Below are 13,156 nucleotides of genomic sequence, written 5' to 3'. Positions count from 1 at the left end.
GAGGTCAGCTCTCGGGGTCGACGGGGCCACGCGCTCCCGGCAGCACGACCTCGATCCGCGTGCCACGGCCCGCCGGGTTGTCGCGCACGGCGATCGCCCCCTGGTGGCGGTCGACGATGCGGCGGCAGATGGCGAGGCCGAGCCCCGTGCCGGAGTACGCCGTGGCGTGGGCCCGGTAGAACTGCTGGAAGACGAGGTCCTTGCTGTCGTCCGGGATGCCGACCCCGTTGTCGGTGACCGCGAGGAGCACGGCGCCGTCCTCCCGGGCGGAGCCGTCGACCACCACCTGGGCCGGCTCGCCCGGTACCACGTACTTCAGGGCGTTGCCGACGAGGTTCTCGAACAGCTGCCGCAGCATGTTCTCGTCGCCGTGCACGACGGGCAGGGGCTCCACGCGCACGCGGTCCTCCGCCTCCCGTCCGGCGACGATGCCACGGACGAGGGCCGTCGTGTCGACGTCGACCGGGTGCAGCTCGGCGTCGCGGCTCGTCGCGTGCTGCAGCAGGTGGCGGATGAGGCTCTGCATCCGGACCGAGGCCGACCGGACCTTGCCGACCACCTGGCGCGTCAGCGCACCGTCGGGCGCCTCGCCGTCCTCGATCTCCTCGGCCAGCAGGGCGACCCAACCGTCGATCGTGGACAGCGGGTTCCGGAGGTCGTGCGCCACCACACCGGCGAAGGCCGTGAGCTCGCGCCGCTGCAGCTCCTCCGCGGTGATGTCGCGGAAGACCACCACCGCCCGGGCGGGCGTGTCCGCGTCCCGCGGCAGCGGGGTCGCCCGCACCTCGACGAGGCGCTCGGGCGAGCCGTCCGCCATGCGCACGAGGACCTGCTCGACGGCCTCCTCGCCCCGGAGTGCGCGACGCGACGGCAGCTGGTCGGCCGTCAGCGGACGGCCCGTCAGGTCGTGCAGGGTGTAGTCGCCCACCGGGTCCAGCGCGGCCGCCGGGTTGCGCAGGAGCACCCGGCCGTCCCCCTCGACCACGATGACGCCCTCGTGCATGGTGTCGACCATCGTGCGCAGCAGGGAGAACTGGCGCTGGGCGTCGGCCTGGGCGTGGCGCACCTCGCGCAGGAGCTCCCGCCGCTCGTCGCGGCCGCCGCCGAGGGTGAGAGCGCTGACGATGACCACGCAGACGTAGAGCTGGGCCAGCACCACGCCGACCCGCGGGTCGTCCGTCACCGCGAACGGCCCGGTGCCCACGAGGGTCAGCACCACCACGGCGATGCTGGCGACGACGGCGTGCAGCACCGCGGTGGCCGTCGAGAAGCGGAGCGCCGCCCACCCCGTGACGATGAGCAGGGGGAACGCGAGCGGGACCGACTCCGGCAGGAACGCGACGCCGTAGAGGACGACGGACGTGACCGCCAGGGCGGCCAGCTCCAGCGGACCGCCCTCGTCCCCGGGACGCCCCTGGCGACCGATCGCACGGCGGCGCCCGACGACGAGCGCCGGGGGGACGACGAAGACCACGCCCGCGACGCCCCGCCCGAGCAGGGAGGCGAGGTCGAGGGCCCCGAGCCGCTGGCCCTCGGCGAGCAGACCGAGCACGGTGACCGCACCCCCCGCCACGCCCCCCGCGACGATCGCCGCGACGAGGCGCACGAGATGACGCGGCGCGCTCGCCGCGACGGTGCCGGCACCGATGCCCCAGACGTCCGCGCACCAGCGCCTCAGCAGGGCGACGGTGAGTCCCACCTGGGCGAGCAGACCGACGACCAGAGCGGTTCCCGACGCGAGCGGCACGTCCGACACCGCCACGATCGCGAACAGGCAGGCGGCGAGGGCAGCCCCGTCGAGGCTCGCGAGCGAGACCCCCCGGGCGAGGAGCCACAGCACCGCGAGACCCACGGCGGGCACGACGAGCGACGGAGCGCCTGGTTCGGGTGCCGTCAACCGGCCGATGAGTGCGGCCGCCATGACGAGGACCGCCCAGAGGGGCAACCACCGCGCCCCCGAGCGCGGGCTCGGGGGGACGGGCGGTCTCGCGACCTGCTCCGCGGCGACCACCGGGCTCAGTCCTCGGCCGACGCCGAGGCCTCGCCGTGGGTGCCGGGGCGTGGTGCCCACGCCAGCTCCTGCGCCGGACGCACGACGATGAGGTGGTCGCCACGCGCCAGCTGGGTGACGACCGGGTCGAAGTACCGGTACACGCGCTCGTCGCGGACGACCGCGATCACCTGGTCGGGCAGCGACTGGGGCGCCTTGCCGACCTCCGTCACGAGCAGGTCGCGCTCCGCCACCTCCAACCCCTCGCCGTACGTCAGCAGGTCCTCCATGACGGAGCCCAGCGCCGGGGACAGCGACGACAGGCCGAGGAGGCGGCCGACGGCGTCCGAGGAGGTGATGACGGAGTCCGCGCCGCTCTGCCGCATCAGCGGCACGTTCTCCTGCTCGCGGACGGCGGTGACGATGAACGCCTCCGGGTTGAGCTGGCGCACCGTCAGGGTCGCGAGCACGTTGGTGTCGTCGCGGTCGGTGGTGATGACGACCTGCGTCGCCTCCGCCACCCGTGCACGCCGCAGCACGTCGCGACGGGTCGCGTCACCGATCACGATCGCCAGGCCGTCCGCGTGCGCGTCGTCCATCGCGGTCTGGCGCGGGTCGACGACCACGACGCCGTCGCGGTCCCACCCGTGCTGCACCAGGGTGTCGACGGCACGCCGGCCCTTCGTGCCGTAGCCGATGACGACGACGTGCTCGGCCATGCGCTTCCTCCACCTGTTGACCCGGAACATCTCGCGGCCCTGCGAGGCGAGCACCTCGAGGGTGGTGCCGATGAGCAGCACCAGGAACCCGACACGGGCGGGCGTGATGACGAACGCGTTGACGAGGCGCGCCTGCGTGCTGACGGGGGCGATGTCGCCGTACCCGGTCGTGCTGAGCGTGACCGTCGTGTAGTAGAGCGCGTCGACCAGGTCCACCGCCCGGGTGGGGTCGTTGTTGTCGGTGTAGCCCTCACGATCGACGTACACCAGCAGGACGGTGCCGACGAGGATGCCGATCGCGGCGCCCAGCCGCTTGAAGAGCTCGAACCACGGCGAGCGCTGCCGGTCCGGGAGGGCGACCCGACCGTGCGCCGCGGAGTGGTGGGGAGGGCGGTCGGGCACGGGGGAAACCTAGTCGACCAGGTCGCCGTAGATGAGCACGTTGGCCGATCCGCGGACGCCGCTCGGAGGGTCGTCGGTCAGACGGACGGTCAGCTCGAAGGCGTCGCCGGGACGCGGGGTGCCCGCGTTCTCGGGGCGCATCCAGTAGCCGCACAGCTCGGCGTCGTCGCCCTCGCCGCGCACGTCGTCCCCCGCGGCCCCGGGGAGGTCGACGAGGTCGCTCCCCCGCAGGCAGAGCTCGTTCGTGCCCGGCGCGAAGGACACCACCTCGGCGCGCGCGAGCTCCGAGGGCTCGGCCGTCACGACGACGCCCAGCAGGTAGCCCCCACCGACGCACACGAGGGCACCGACAGCGACCACGGACCGGGGAAGGTGCACGTTCGACACGCCCGTCAGTCTCCCACGACGGCGTCGCCGTCGGCCCGGCGGGAGCGCAGCAGACGGGCGAGCTCACGCCGTGCGGTCGCCGTGACCGTCTGCGGGAACACCTCGTCGAAGGCGGCGTTCACCGCGGCGCCGATGAGCACCGCGATCGCCAGCAGGTAGAGCCAGATCAGCACGTAGATCGGAGCTGCCAGCGGGCCGAAGATCGAGCTGGACTCCGCCGACGTCACCGTGAGGCCCCACCGCAGGGCGGCGGAGCCGAGGACCCAGCAGGCGAGCGCGAAGACCGCGCCCGGCAGGTTGAACGTCCACTTCGTCCGCACCGGTACGGCGACGTGGTAGAGCGTCGCGAGGAAGCAGATGCCGAGCAGGAGGACCGTCGGCCAGTAGAACCCCAGCAGGAACTCGAGGCGGGGCGGCGCGAGGCGGGCGAGCAGCGTCGGACCGGCCACGACGAGCGGGAGCGTCACCGCCCCGATGACCAGGCCGAGCAGGTAGAGCCCGAAGGAGAGGGCCCGGGTGGCCACGATCCCGCGCTTGCCGCCGAGCCCGTGCATGATCGTGATGGTGTCGACGAAGACGTTGAGCGCCCGCGAGCCCGACCACAGGGCGAGCACGAAGCCGATCGAGATCACGTCGAACCGCCCGCCCTCGAGCACCTCGTCGATGGTGGGCACCACGATCCGGTCGACGGCTGCGTCGGTCAGCGCCCGGGAGGAGAGCTCGACGACGAACGAGCGGACCTCCTCGACCTCCGCCTGGGAGAAGTGCTCGGAGACGTAGCCGATCGCGCCGGCCAGGGCGAACACCAGCGGCGGCACCGACAGGATCGCGAAGAAGGCCGCCTCCGCCGCGAGGCCGGTCACCCGGTTCCGCAGGCAGGCGCCCACCGTCGTCACGACGAGGCGCCACAGCAGGTGCCGCGCCCGGGCCAGCCGCGACCGCCCCGACCGCCCCGGGCTGTCCGCGGCGGGAGCGGAGGAGGCGGTCATGCAGGAAACCGTAAGGGGCCCGGGACCGATCGTGTCGGTCCCGGGCCCCGTGGGCCTGTCCCCGTGGGGAGAGGAGGGGTCAGGCGCGGGTGAGCACCTTCTCCTGGGCGGTGCGGGCGGCCTCGTCGTCGGGCGAGACGGCCGGCTCGGTGGCGCCGTGGTCGTCGACCATCGTCGACTCGTCGAACGGGATGGCGCCCGAGATCGCGCCCTTGTACTGGTCGCGGTCGAGGCCGCCGGTCCAGTGGCCGATGAGCACCGTCGCCACGGCGTTGCCGGCAAAGTTCGTGACGGCGCGGGCCTCGGACATGAAGCGGTCGATGCCGACGATGAGACCGACGCCGTCGACCAGGTCGGGACGGTGGGAGCTGAGGCCGCCGGCCAGCGTCGCCATGCCGGCGCCGGTGACGCCCGCCGCGCCCTTCGACGCGATCATCATGAAGACGAGGAGCGAGATCTGCTCGCCGATGCTCAGCGGGTCACCCATCGCGGAGGCGATGAAGAGGGAGGCCATCGTCAGGTAGATCGCGGTGCCGTCGAGGTTGAAGGAGTAGCCCGTCGGGACGACCACGCCGACCGTGGACTTGTCGACGCCGGCGTGCTCCATCTTCGCGATGAGGCGGGGCAGGGCCGACTCGGACGACGAGGTGGAGACGATCAGCAGGAACTCACGGCCGAGGTACTTGAGCAGCGAGAAGATGTTGATGCCCGCGGCGACCTTGAGCAGGGTGCCGAGCACCACGAAGACGAAGAGCGCGCAGGTGACGTAGAAGCCGATCATCAGCACGGCCAGCGACTTGAGCGCGCCGAGGCCGGTGGCGCCGACGACGGCGGCGATCGCGGCGAACGCGCCGACCGGGGCGGCCCACATGATCATCGCGAGGATGCGGAAGACCAGGCGCTGGATGTGGCCGACGCCCTTGATGATGGGCTCGCCCGCCTTGCCCATGGCCTGCAGGGCGAAGCCCACGAGCAGCGCGACGAACAGCGTCTGCAGCACCTCGCCGGAGGTCAGCGCCGAGACCAGGGACGTCGGGATGATGCCGACGAGGAACTCCATCGTGCTGCCGTGGGACGCGTTGTTGGCGATCTCCGCGCCGGAGGCGGCGACCTGGTCGTTGACGACGAGGCCCTCACCCGGGTGCAGGAAGTTGCCGACCGCCATGCCGATGGCCAGCGCGAAGGTGCTCATGCCGATGAAGTAGCCCAGGGCCAGGCCACCGACCTTGCCGACCTTCGCGGCGCTGCGGATCGAGCCGACGCCGAGGACGATCGTGCAGAAGATGATCGGCTGGATCATCATCTTGATGAGGGCGACGAACGCCTTGCCGATCGGCTCGAGCTCGACGGCGAAGTCGGGCACCACGGCGCCGACCAGGATGCCGAGCGCCACGGCCACGATGACCGCGATGTAGAGGTAGTGGGTGCGGGCGCCGCTCTTGCGCTTCTGCGCCGGCGCCGCCGAGGTGCTGCTGCTCATGGTGGAACTCCTGTCTGGGCCCGCTGCGTGAGGGGGACGTGGGTCACACCCTCCTCGGGTTCGTGACCGGGGTCACCGTTGTGGTCGTTGTGTTCGCGACCACGTCCGCGACCCCACCCGTTCGGCGTCCGGTGGGCCGCCGCGGGCTCCGGTGCGGTGCGACGTGCGGCACAATGCGCCGCATGACGCGGCGACGGCACCCCGGCTCGGTCCGGGAGCTCTCGGTCGCCGGGCAGGTGCTCGCCCTCCAGGTGGTCGTCGTGCTCGTGCTCGTCGCGGGCGCGGTGGGACTGGCCGTGGTCGACGCGCGCTCCGACACCCGGGAGAACGCGGAGAACCGCGCCGTGGCGGTGGCCGAGGCGCTGGCCGACTCGCCGGCCGTGGCGGCCGCGGTGGTGGGCGACGACCCGAACGCGGCACTGCAGCCGTGGACGTCGGAGGTCCAGGAGGACGCCGACGTCGACTTCGTGACGATCATGGACCTCGACCGGATCCGCTTCACGCACCCCAACCCCGCCGAGGTCGGCCGCCGCTTCGTGGGGGACGTCGGGGACGCCCCCGAGGGCCGGGTGTTCGTGCAGGAGTACGTCGGCACGCTCGGCCCGTCGGTCCGCGCCGTCGTGCCCGTCTTCGCCGGGGGCGCCGAGGGCGACGGCACCGAGGTCGTCGCCCTCGTCGCCGTGGGCGTGAGCATCGAGCGCATCTCCCAGTCCGTCCGGGGCGACCTCGTGTGGATCTCCCTCGCCGCGGCGGCCGTGCTCGGCGTCGGGCTGGTGGGCGCCGGCCTGGTCGCGCGGCGGCTGCGCCGCCAGACCCACGGCATGGGCGAGCGCGAGATGACCCGGATGTACGAGTACTACGCCGCCGTCCTCGGCGCCGTACGCGAGGGGCTCCTCCTCGTCGACGGCCGGGGGCGCGTGTCGCTGGTCAACGACGAGGCCCGCCGCCTGCTGGACCTCCCCGGCGACGACGTCGTCGGTACGCCGCTGCGCGAGCTCGGCCTGCCCCCGGGCCTGGTCGCGGCCGTGGCCGAGGGCCGCGTCGCGAGCGACGACCTCTACGTCACGGGCGACAAGGTGCTGGTCGTCAGCTCCTCCCCCGCCCGCTGGCGCGACGCCACGGTGGGTTCCGTCGTCACCCTCCGCGACCGCACCGACCTGCAGACGGTCACCGGCGAGCTCGACGTCGTGCGTGCGCTGTCGGAGTCGCTCCGGGCGCAGAACCACGAGGCCGCCAACCGGCTCCACACCGTCGTCTCCCTCGTCGAGATGGGACGCCACGAGGAGGCCGTGGACTTCGCCACGGAGGAGCTCCAGGTCGCGCAGCTCCTCACGGACCGCGTCGTGGCGGCGACCGGCGATCCCGTGCTGGCGGCGCTGCTGCTCGGCAAGACCGCCGAGGCGGCCGAGCGGGGCGTCGACCTGCGCCTGGAGGGCGGCGTCCCGGCCGACCTCCCGGTGCCGCCCCGCGACATCGTCACCGTGGTCGGCAACCTCGTCGACAACGCGCTCGACGCGTTGGCGGAGGTGCCGGCGAGCGCGGACCGCGTCGTACGCGTCGTCTTCCACCCCGGGGCCACCGGCCCCGGCACCCTGCAGGTCGTCGTCGACGACTCGGGTCCGGGCCTGAGCGAGGAGGAGGCGGCCCACGCCTTCGAGCGCGGCTGGTCGACGAAGGCCTCGGCCGACGCGCAGGGCCCGGGACGGGGCCTCGGCCTCGCGCTCGTCGCCCAGGTCGCCCGTCGGCACGGCGGGGACGTCGCGGTCGGCTCGTCGACGCTCGGGGGCGCCTCCTTCACGGTGGACCTGGCCCCGGCCGGCTCGCCGGCCCCGGCGGTGACGCCGTGACCGTCCGGGTGCTCGTCGTCGAGGACGAGGCGACCGCGGCGCAGGCCCACGCGGCGTACGTCGCCCGTGTCGACGGCTTCGCGGTGGCGGCCGTCGCCCGCTCGGCCGCGGAGGCGGCCCGCGCGCTCTCGCGGGAGCAGATCGACCTCGTGCTCCTCGACATGCACCTGCCGGACGGGCACGGGCTGGGACTGGTGCGCGGCATGCGCGCGGCGGGCCACCTGTGCGACGTGATCGCGGTGACCTCGGCCCGCGACGCGGACGTGGTGCGCCAGGCCGTCGCCCACGGCGTGGTGCTCTACCTGCTGAAGCCGTTCACGTTCCCGACGTTCCGCGCGAAGCTCGAGCAGTACGCCGCCTACCGCGCCTCGCTGACCTCGGGCCGCGAGGTCGCCCAGGAGGAGGTCGACGGTCTCCTCGGGTCGCTGCGCTCGCCGAGCGCAGGGAGCGTGCCGAAGGGCATGAGCGCCGAGACGCTGCGCGACGTCACCCAGGCGGTGCGCGCGGCGGACGCGGGGGTGTCGGCGACGGAGGTCGCCGAGCGGGTCGGCGCCTCGCGGGTCACCGTGCGGCGCTACCTCGAGCACCTCGCCGACACGGGCCGGCTGGACCGGGCGCCGCGGTACGGCGGCACCGGGCGGCCCGAGGTCGAGTACCGCTGGCGGGGCTGAGCGCGCGGCTCGCCCCGCCGGCGGGAACCCGGGCTCAGGACAGCTCGAGGCCCGGGTAGAGCGGGTGCTTGTCGAGCAGCTCGGCGGACGCGGCGTGCGTCTTGTCGGCGATGCCGTCGGCGAGCACGTAGGAGGCCTTCGACGCCGCGCCGGCCTTCGTCGTGCCGGCCTCCGTGTTGCGGAGGACGTCGACGACGAGGTCGGCGACCCGGTCGAACTCGTCCTTGCCGAAGCCGCGCGTGGTCAGCGCCGGGGTGCCGAGGCGGATGCCGGAGGTGTACCAGGCGCCGTTCGGGTCGGCCGGGACCGAGTTGCGGTTGGTGACGATGCCGGCGTCGAGCAGGGCCGACTCCGCCTGGCGGCCCGTGAGGCCGAAGGAGGAGACGTCGACGAGCACGAGGTGGTTGTCCGTGCCGCCGGTGACCAGCGTGGCGCCGCGGGTGAGGAAGCCCTCGGCGAGCGCTTGGGCGTTGTCGGCCACCTGCTGAGCGTAGGTCTTGAACTCCGGCCGGCGGGCCTCGGCCAGCGCGACCGCCTTGGCGGCCATCACGTGCGGCAGCGGGCCGCCGAGCACCATCGGGCAGCCGCGGTCGACGCTCGGGGCGTACTCCTCCGTGGCGAGCACCATGCCTCCGCGGGGACCACGCAGCGACTTGTGGGTGGTCGTGGTGACGACGTGGGCGTAGGGCACCGGGTCCTCCTCGCCGGTGAACACACCACCGGCGACCAGACCGGCGAAGTGCGCCATGTCGACCATGAGCGTGGCGCCGACCTCGTCGGCGATCTCGCGCATCTTGGCGAAGTTCACGCGGCGGGGGTACGCCGAGTAGCCCGCCACGAGGATCAGCGGCCGGAACTCCTTCGCCTTCGCCCGCACGGCGTCGTAGTCGAGCAGGCCCGTCTCGGGGTCGGTGCCGTACTGCTGCTGGTGGAACATCTTGCCGCTGATGTTCGGGCGGAAGCCGTGGGTGAGGTGGCCGCCGGCGTCGAGGTTCATGCCGAGGAGTCGCTGGTTGCCGAGCTCGTTGCGCAGCTGCTCCCAGTCGGCCTCGGTGAGGTCGTTGACGTTCTTCGCGCCCGCCTTCTCGAGCCACGGGCCCTCGACGCGGTGGGCGAGGATCGACCAGAAGGCGACGAGGTTGGCGTCGATGCCGGAGTGCGGCTGGGCGTAGGCGTACTCCGCGCCGAACAGCTCGCGGGCGTGCTCGGCCGCGAGGGACTCGACGGTGTCGACGTTCTGGCACCCCGCGTAGAAGCGGTGACCGACCGTGCCCTCGGCGTACTTGTCGCTGAGCCAGGTGCCCATCGTCAGCAGCACCGCCGGCGAGGCGTAGTTCTCCGAGGCGATGAGCTTGAGCGAGGCGCGCTGGTCGGCCAGCTCGGCCCGGGTCGCCTCGGCGACGCGCGGCTCCACCGAGGCGATGACCTCGAGAGCCTGGGAGTAGGTGCTGCTGATCAGGTCGGTCATGGGCGTCAGCGTAATGAGCCCGTGACCTACCGTCGATTCGTCGGACAAGACGGGCCCCGGAGGTCACGGGACTGTGACCTGAGCCTCACCGAGGGCGTGAAAGCGCTGGTGGCGGCACCTCGCGTCCGCATCATGGACGTGAATCCCACATCATGAGATTCGTGGTTGTGGGAAGGGCGTCCGCAGGATGAGACTCCTGCCCATGATCTCTGCTGCGACGCACGCGTACCTCGTGGTTCGACGCCACGTGGACCTCATGCGCACGCGCAGCTCCATGTGTTGGCCTTCCTGACTTCCCTCGTCCGCGCGCTCCCGCACCCCCGCCCGAGCGCGCGCCCCGACCCCGAACTCGTCCGGGTCGCCGGCAGGCCACCATCCCTCCACGCCTCATCGGCGTGAGCGCTGCCCGCGGTCCGACATCCCCGCGAAGGACAGACTGCAGTGAACTCCCCGGCAACTCCCGCCCCCCGTGCCGCCACCCCCCGCCGCAAGCGCGGCGAGGGCCAGTGGGCGCTCGGCTACACGGAGCCGCTGAACAAGAACGAGCAGTCCAAGAAGGACGACAACCCGCTCAACGTGCGGGCGCGGATCATCAACATCTACTCCAAGCGCGGCTTCGACTCGATCGACCCGGCCGACCTGCGTGGTCGCTTCCGCTGGATGGGCCTCTACACGCAGCGGGCCCCCGGCTTCGACGGCGGCAAGACGGCGACGCTCGAGGAGGAGGAGCTCGACGACCGCTTCTTCATGATGCGGGTCCGTTCCGACGGCGCCCTCCTCTCGGCCGACGCGCTGCGGGCCCTCGGCCGCGTCGGCACCGAGTTCGCCCGTGACACCGCGGACGTCACCGACCGCGAGAACATCCAGTACCACTGGATCCGCGTCGAGGACGTCCCGACGATCTGGGAGATCCTCGACGCGGCCGGGCTCGACACGCTCGAGGCCTGCGGCGACTCCCCGCGTCCCTTCCTCGGCTCGCCGGTCGCCGGCGTCTCCGAGGAGGAGATCATCGACGGCACGAGCGCGCTCGAGGAGATCAAGCGGCGCTACATCGGCGACCCGGCGTTCTCGAACTTCCCCCGCAAGTTCAAGACGGCCCTGACCGGCCACCCGGGCCACGACGTCTCCCCCGAGACCAACGACGTGTCCTTCGTCGGCACGGTGCACCCGGAGCACGGCCCCGGCTTCGACCTGTGGGTGGGCGGGGGCCTCTCGACCAACCCGATGCTGGCCCACAAGCTCGGCGTGTGGATCCCGCTCGACGAGGTGCCCGACGTCTGGGAGGGCGTCGCGAGCATCTTCCGCGACTACGGCTACCGCCGCCTGCGCTCCAAGGCCCGGCTCAAGTTCCTGCTGGCCGACTGGGGCAAGGAGAAGTTCCGCGAGGTGCTCGAGACCGAGTACCTGAAGCGTGAGCTGGTCTCGACCCCCTCCCCCGAGGTGCCCGTGCGACCCGCCGACCACATCGGCGTGCACCGCCAGAAGGACGGCAAGTTCTACGTCGGGCTCGCCCCGACCGTCGGGCGGGTCTCCGGCACGATCCTCACCGCGCTCGGCGACCTCGTCGAGGAGTACGGCGCGGCCGGCGCCCGACTGACGGCGTACCAGAAGATCGTCGTGCTCGGTGTCGACGCCGACCAGGTCGAGGCCTTCCTCGACGCCGCGGCCGCCATCGGGCTGGACGGACGTCCCTCGAACTGGCGCCAGAACACGATGGCCTGCACCGGCATCGAGTTCTGCAAGCTGGCGATCGTCGACACCAAGGACCGGGGCCGCGACCTCATCGCGTCGCTCGAGCAGCGGGTGCCCGACCTCGACGTGCCGATCACCGTCAACATCAACGGCTGCCCCAACGCGTGCGCCCGCACCCAGGTCGCCGACTTCGGGCTCAAGGGCCAGCTGGTGCTCGACGAGCACGGCGAGCAGGTCGAGGGCTTCCAGGTGCACCTGGGGGGCGCGACCGGCCTCAACGCCAACTTCGGTCGCAAGCTGCGCGCCCACAAGGTGACCAGCGCGGGGCTGGACGACTACATCACGGCGGTCGTCACGGCGTACCTCGAGGAGCGGGAGCCCGACGAGAGCTTCGCGACCTGGGTCGTGCGCGCCGACGAGGCACGTCTGCGCGGCGAGCAGTCACGTGCGGAGCAGAAGGAGGTGGCCCGTGTCTGAGCGCGCCGCCCCCTACCACTGCCCCTACTGCGCCGACGAGGACCTCCGGCCCCACGAGGTGACCGACCCCGAGACGGGCCAGGTCTCCTCCCCCGCCGGTGCGTGGGAATGCCGAGCATGCCTCCGCGCCTTCACCCTGCGCTACGTCGGCCAGCTCGCCCGCCCCGCGGGCGTCGGCTCGACCTCCTCGAAGGGAGCCACCGCATGATCGCCACCAGCGCCGCCCGCGCCAACCGCGGCAGCGAGACCGCCGGCCGCACGTCCGAGGAGCTGCGCGAGATCGTGCAGCACGTCGGCGCCGAGCTGGAGCTGGCGCCCGCCGAGCACATCATCGAGTGGGCCTTCGCCACGTTCGGCGAGCGCTTCTGCATCACCTCCTCGATGGGGGACGCCGTCGTCGCGCACCTGGCCGCGAAGGTCGCCCCCGGCATCGACGTGGTCTTCCTCGACACGGGCTACCACTTCGCGGAGACGATCGGCACCCGCGACGCGGTCGCGGCGACGATGAACGTCAACGTCATCACCATCGAGCCGAAGCAGACCGTCGCCGAGCAGGACGCGGAGCACGGCCCGGAGCTCTTCAAGCGCGACCCCGACCTCTGCTGCGCGCTCCGCAAGGTGGAGCCGCTGCGCACCTCCCTGGACGGGTACGACGCGTGGGCCACCGGCCTGCGCCGCGCCGAGACGAAGAACCGGGTCATCGCCCCGGTCGTCGGCTGGGACGCGAAGAAGAAGAAGGTCAAGGTCTCCCCGATCGCGCGGTGGAGCGACGAGGACGTCGACACCTACATCGCCGACAACGGGGTGCTGGTCAACCCGCTCGTGTACGACAACTACCCGTCGATCGGCTGTTGGCCGTGTACGCGTCGTGTCGCACCCGGCGACGACCCCCGGAGCGGTCGCTGGGCCGGCACGAACAAGACGGAGTGCGGCATCCACATGTGATGCCGGCTCCGGCCGACCCGCAGCACCTGCACGGCACGCTCACCCCGGACGCGCGTGCCCCTCGACCTCAGCACCACCCCCACCGGGCC

At 72.6% G+C, this 13,156-nt stretch carries 11 protein-coding genes; 5 read left to right on the top strand and 6 right to left on the bottom strand.

Annotated elements, in window-relative coordinates:
* Positions 1-4 precede the first annotated feature (4 nt).
* The 5 genes from G3T38_RS02950 to G3T38_RS02930 all read right to left on the bottom strand — a co-directional run bounded on the left by G3T38_RS02950 (position 5) and on the right by G3T38_RS02930 (position 5,967).
* Positions 5-1,921 carry an ATP-binding protein gene (locus tag G3T38_RS02950; protein ID WP_163770543.1) on the bottom strand — a complete coding sequence of 639 codons (1,917 nt, stop codon included), beginning with the start codon at positions 1,919-1,921 and terminating at the stop codon, positions 5-7.
* A gap of 95 nt (positions 1,922-2,016) precedes the next feature.
* Positions 2,017-3,111 carry an NAD-binding protein gene (locus G3T38_RS02945; protein ID WP_163770542.1) on the bottom strand — a complete coding sequence of 365 codons (1,095 nt, stop codon included), beginning with the start codon at positions 3,109-3,111 and terminating at the stop codon, positions 2,017-2,019.
* Between the two features lie 9 nt (positions 3,112-3,120).
* Positions 3,121-3,498, bottom strand: coding sequence for a hypothetical protein (locus G3T38_RS02940; protein ID WP_163770541.1), 378 nt, complete (start codon positions 3,496-3,498; stop codon positions 3,121-3,123).
* Positions 3,499-3,503: 5 nt separating this feature from the next.
* Positions 3,504-4,487 carry a YihY/virulence factor BrkB family protein gene (locus G3T38_RS02935; protein ID WP_163770540.1) on the bottom strand — a complete coding sequence of 328 codons (984 nt, stop codon included), beginning with the start codon at positions 4,485-4,487 and terminating at the stop codon, positions 3,504-3,506.
* Between the two features lie 79 nt (positions 4,488-4,566).
* The gene (locus tag G3T38_RS02930; protein ID WP_163770539.1) at positions 4,567-5,967 is read right to left on the bottom strand and encodes a cation:dicarboxylate symporter family transporter; all 1,401 of its coding nucleotides are present in this window, start codon (positions 5,965-5,967) and stop codon (positions 4,567-4,569) included.
* Positions 5,968-6,149: 182 nt separating this feature from the next.
* On the opposite strand from G3T38_RS02930, the gene G3T38_RS02925 reads away from it, so the two are divergent.
* Both G3T38_RS02925 and G3T38_RS02920 read left to right on the top strand, forming a co-directional pair.
* Positions 6,150-7,814 carry a sensor histidine kinase gene (locus tag G3T38_RS02925; RefSeq protein ID WP_241728345.1) on the top strand — a complete coding sequence of 555 codons (1,665 nt, stop codon included), beginning with the start codon at positions 6,150-6,152 and terminating at the stop codon, positions 7,812-7,814.
* Positions 7,811-8,485 (top strand): response regulator, encoded by a 675-nt coding sequence (locus G3T38_RS02920; RefSeq protein ID WP_163770537.1) that lies wholly within the window; start codon positions 7,811-7,813, stop codon positions 8,483-8,485. The genes G3T38_RS02925 and G3T38_RS02920 overlap by 4 nt, the downstream gene beginning before the upstream one ends.
* A 34-nt stretch (positions 8,486-8,519) precedes the next feature.
* Here the strand turns inward: G3T38_RS02920 and G3T38_RS02915 are convergent, their stop codons facing one another.
* Positions 8,520-9,953 (bottom strand): glycine hydroxymethyltransferase, encoded by a 1,434-nt coding sequence (locus tag G3T38_RS02915; RefSeq protein ID WP_163770536.1) that lies wholly within the window; start codon positions 9,951-9,953, stop codon positions 8,520-8,522.
* Positions 9,954-10,394: 441 nt separating this feature from the next.
* Between G3T38_RS02915 and G3T38_RS02910 the strand changes: the two genes are divergently transcribed.
* Genes G3T38_RS02910 through G3T38_RS02900 form a run of 3 tightly spaced genes read left to right on the top strand, consistent with a single transcriptional unit; the run spans position 10,395 to position 13,067 of the window.
* Positions 10,395-12,122: a nitrite/sulfite reductase gene (locus G3T38_RS02910; protein ID WP_163770535.1), complete on the top strand. Its 1,728-nt coding sequence runs from the start codon at positions 10,395-10,397 to the stop codon at positions 12,120-12,122.
* A complete protein-coding gene (locus G3T38_RS02905; RefSeq protein WP_163770534.1) occupies positions 12,115-12,330 on the top strand; it encodes a hypothetical protein in 216 nt (71 codons plus the stop codon). The genes G3T38_RS02910 and G3T38_RS02905 overlap by 8 nt, the downstream gene beginning before the upstream one ends.
* Positions 12,327-13,067, top strand: a complete 741-nt coding sequence (locus tag G3T38_RS02900; protein ID WP_163770533.1) for a phosphoadenylyl-sulfate reductase — start codon at positions 12,327-12,329, stop codon at positions 13,065-13,067. The genes G3T38_RS02905 and G3T38_RS02900 overlap by 4 nt, the downstream gene beginning before the upstream one ends.
* The last annotated feature ends 89 nt before the right edge of the window (positions 13,068-13,156 follow it).

Source organism: Nocardioides zeae (assembly GCF_010686755.1).
GTDB lineage: Bacteria > Actinomycetota > Actinomycetes > Propionibacteriales > Nocardioidaceae > Nocardioides > Nocardioides zeae.
Note: the sequence above shows the minus strand (reverse complement) of the source record. Positions and strands in the feature narration are given on the sequence as shown.

Coding starts and splice junctions, on each gene's coding strand:
- G3T38_RS02950 (WP_163770543.1), bottom strand. CDS start 1,921: ATGGCGGCCGCACTCATCGGCCGGTTGACGGCACCCGAACCAGGCGCT.
- G3T38_RS02935 (WP_163770540.1), bottom strand. CDS start 4,487: ATGACCGCCTCCTCCGCTCCCGCCGCGGACAGCCCGGGGCGGTCGGGG.
- G3T38_RS02930 (WP_163770539.1), bottom strand. CDS start 5,967: ATGAGCAGCAGCACCTCGGCGGCGCCGGCGCAGAAGCGCAAGAGCGGC.
- G3T38_RS02925 (WP_241728345.1), top strand. CDS start 6,150: ATGACGCGGCGACGGCACCCCGGCTCGGTCCGGGAGCTCTCGGTCGCC.
- G3T38_RS02915 (WP_163770536.1), bottom strand. CDS start 9,953: ATGACCGACCTGATCAGCAGCACCTACTCCCAGGCTCTCGAGGTCATC.
- G3T38_RS02900 (WP_163770533.1), top strand. CDS start 12,327: ATGATCGCCACCAGCGCCGCCCGCGCCAACCGCGGCAGCGAGACCGCC.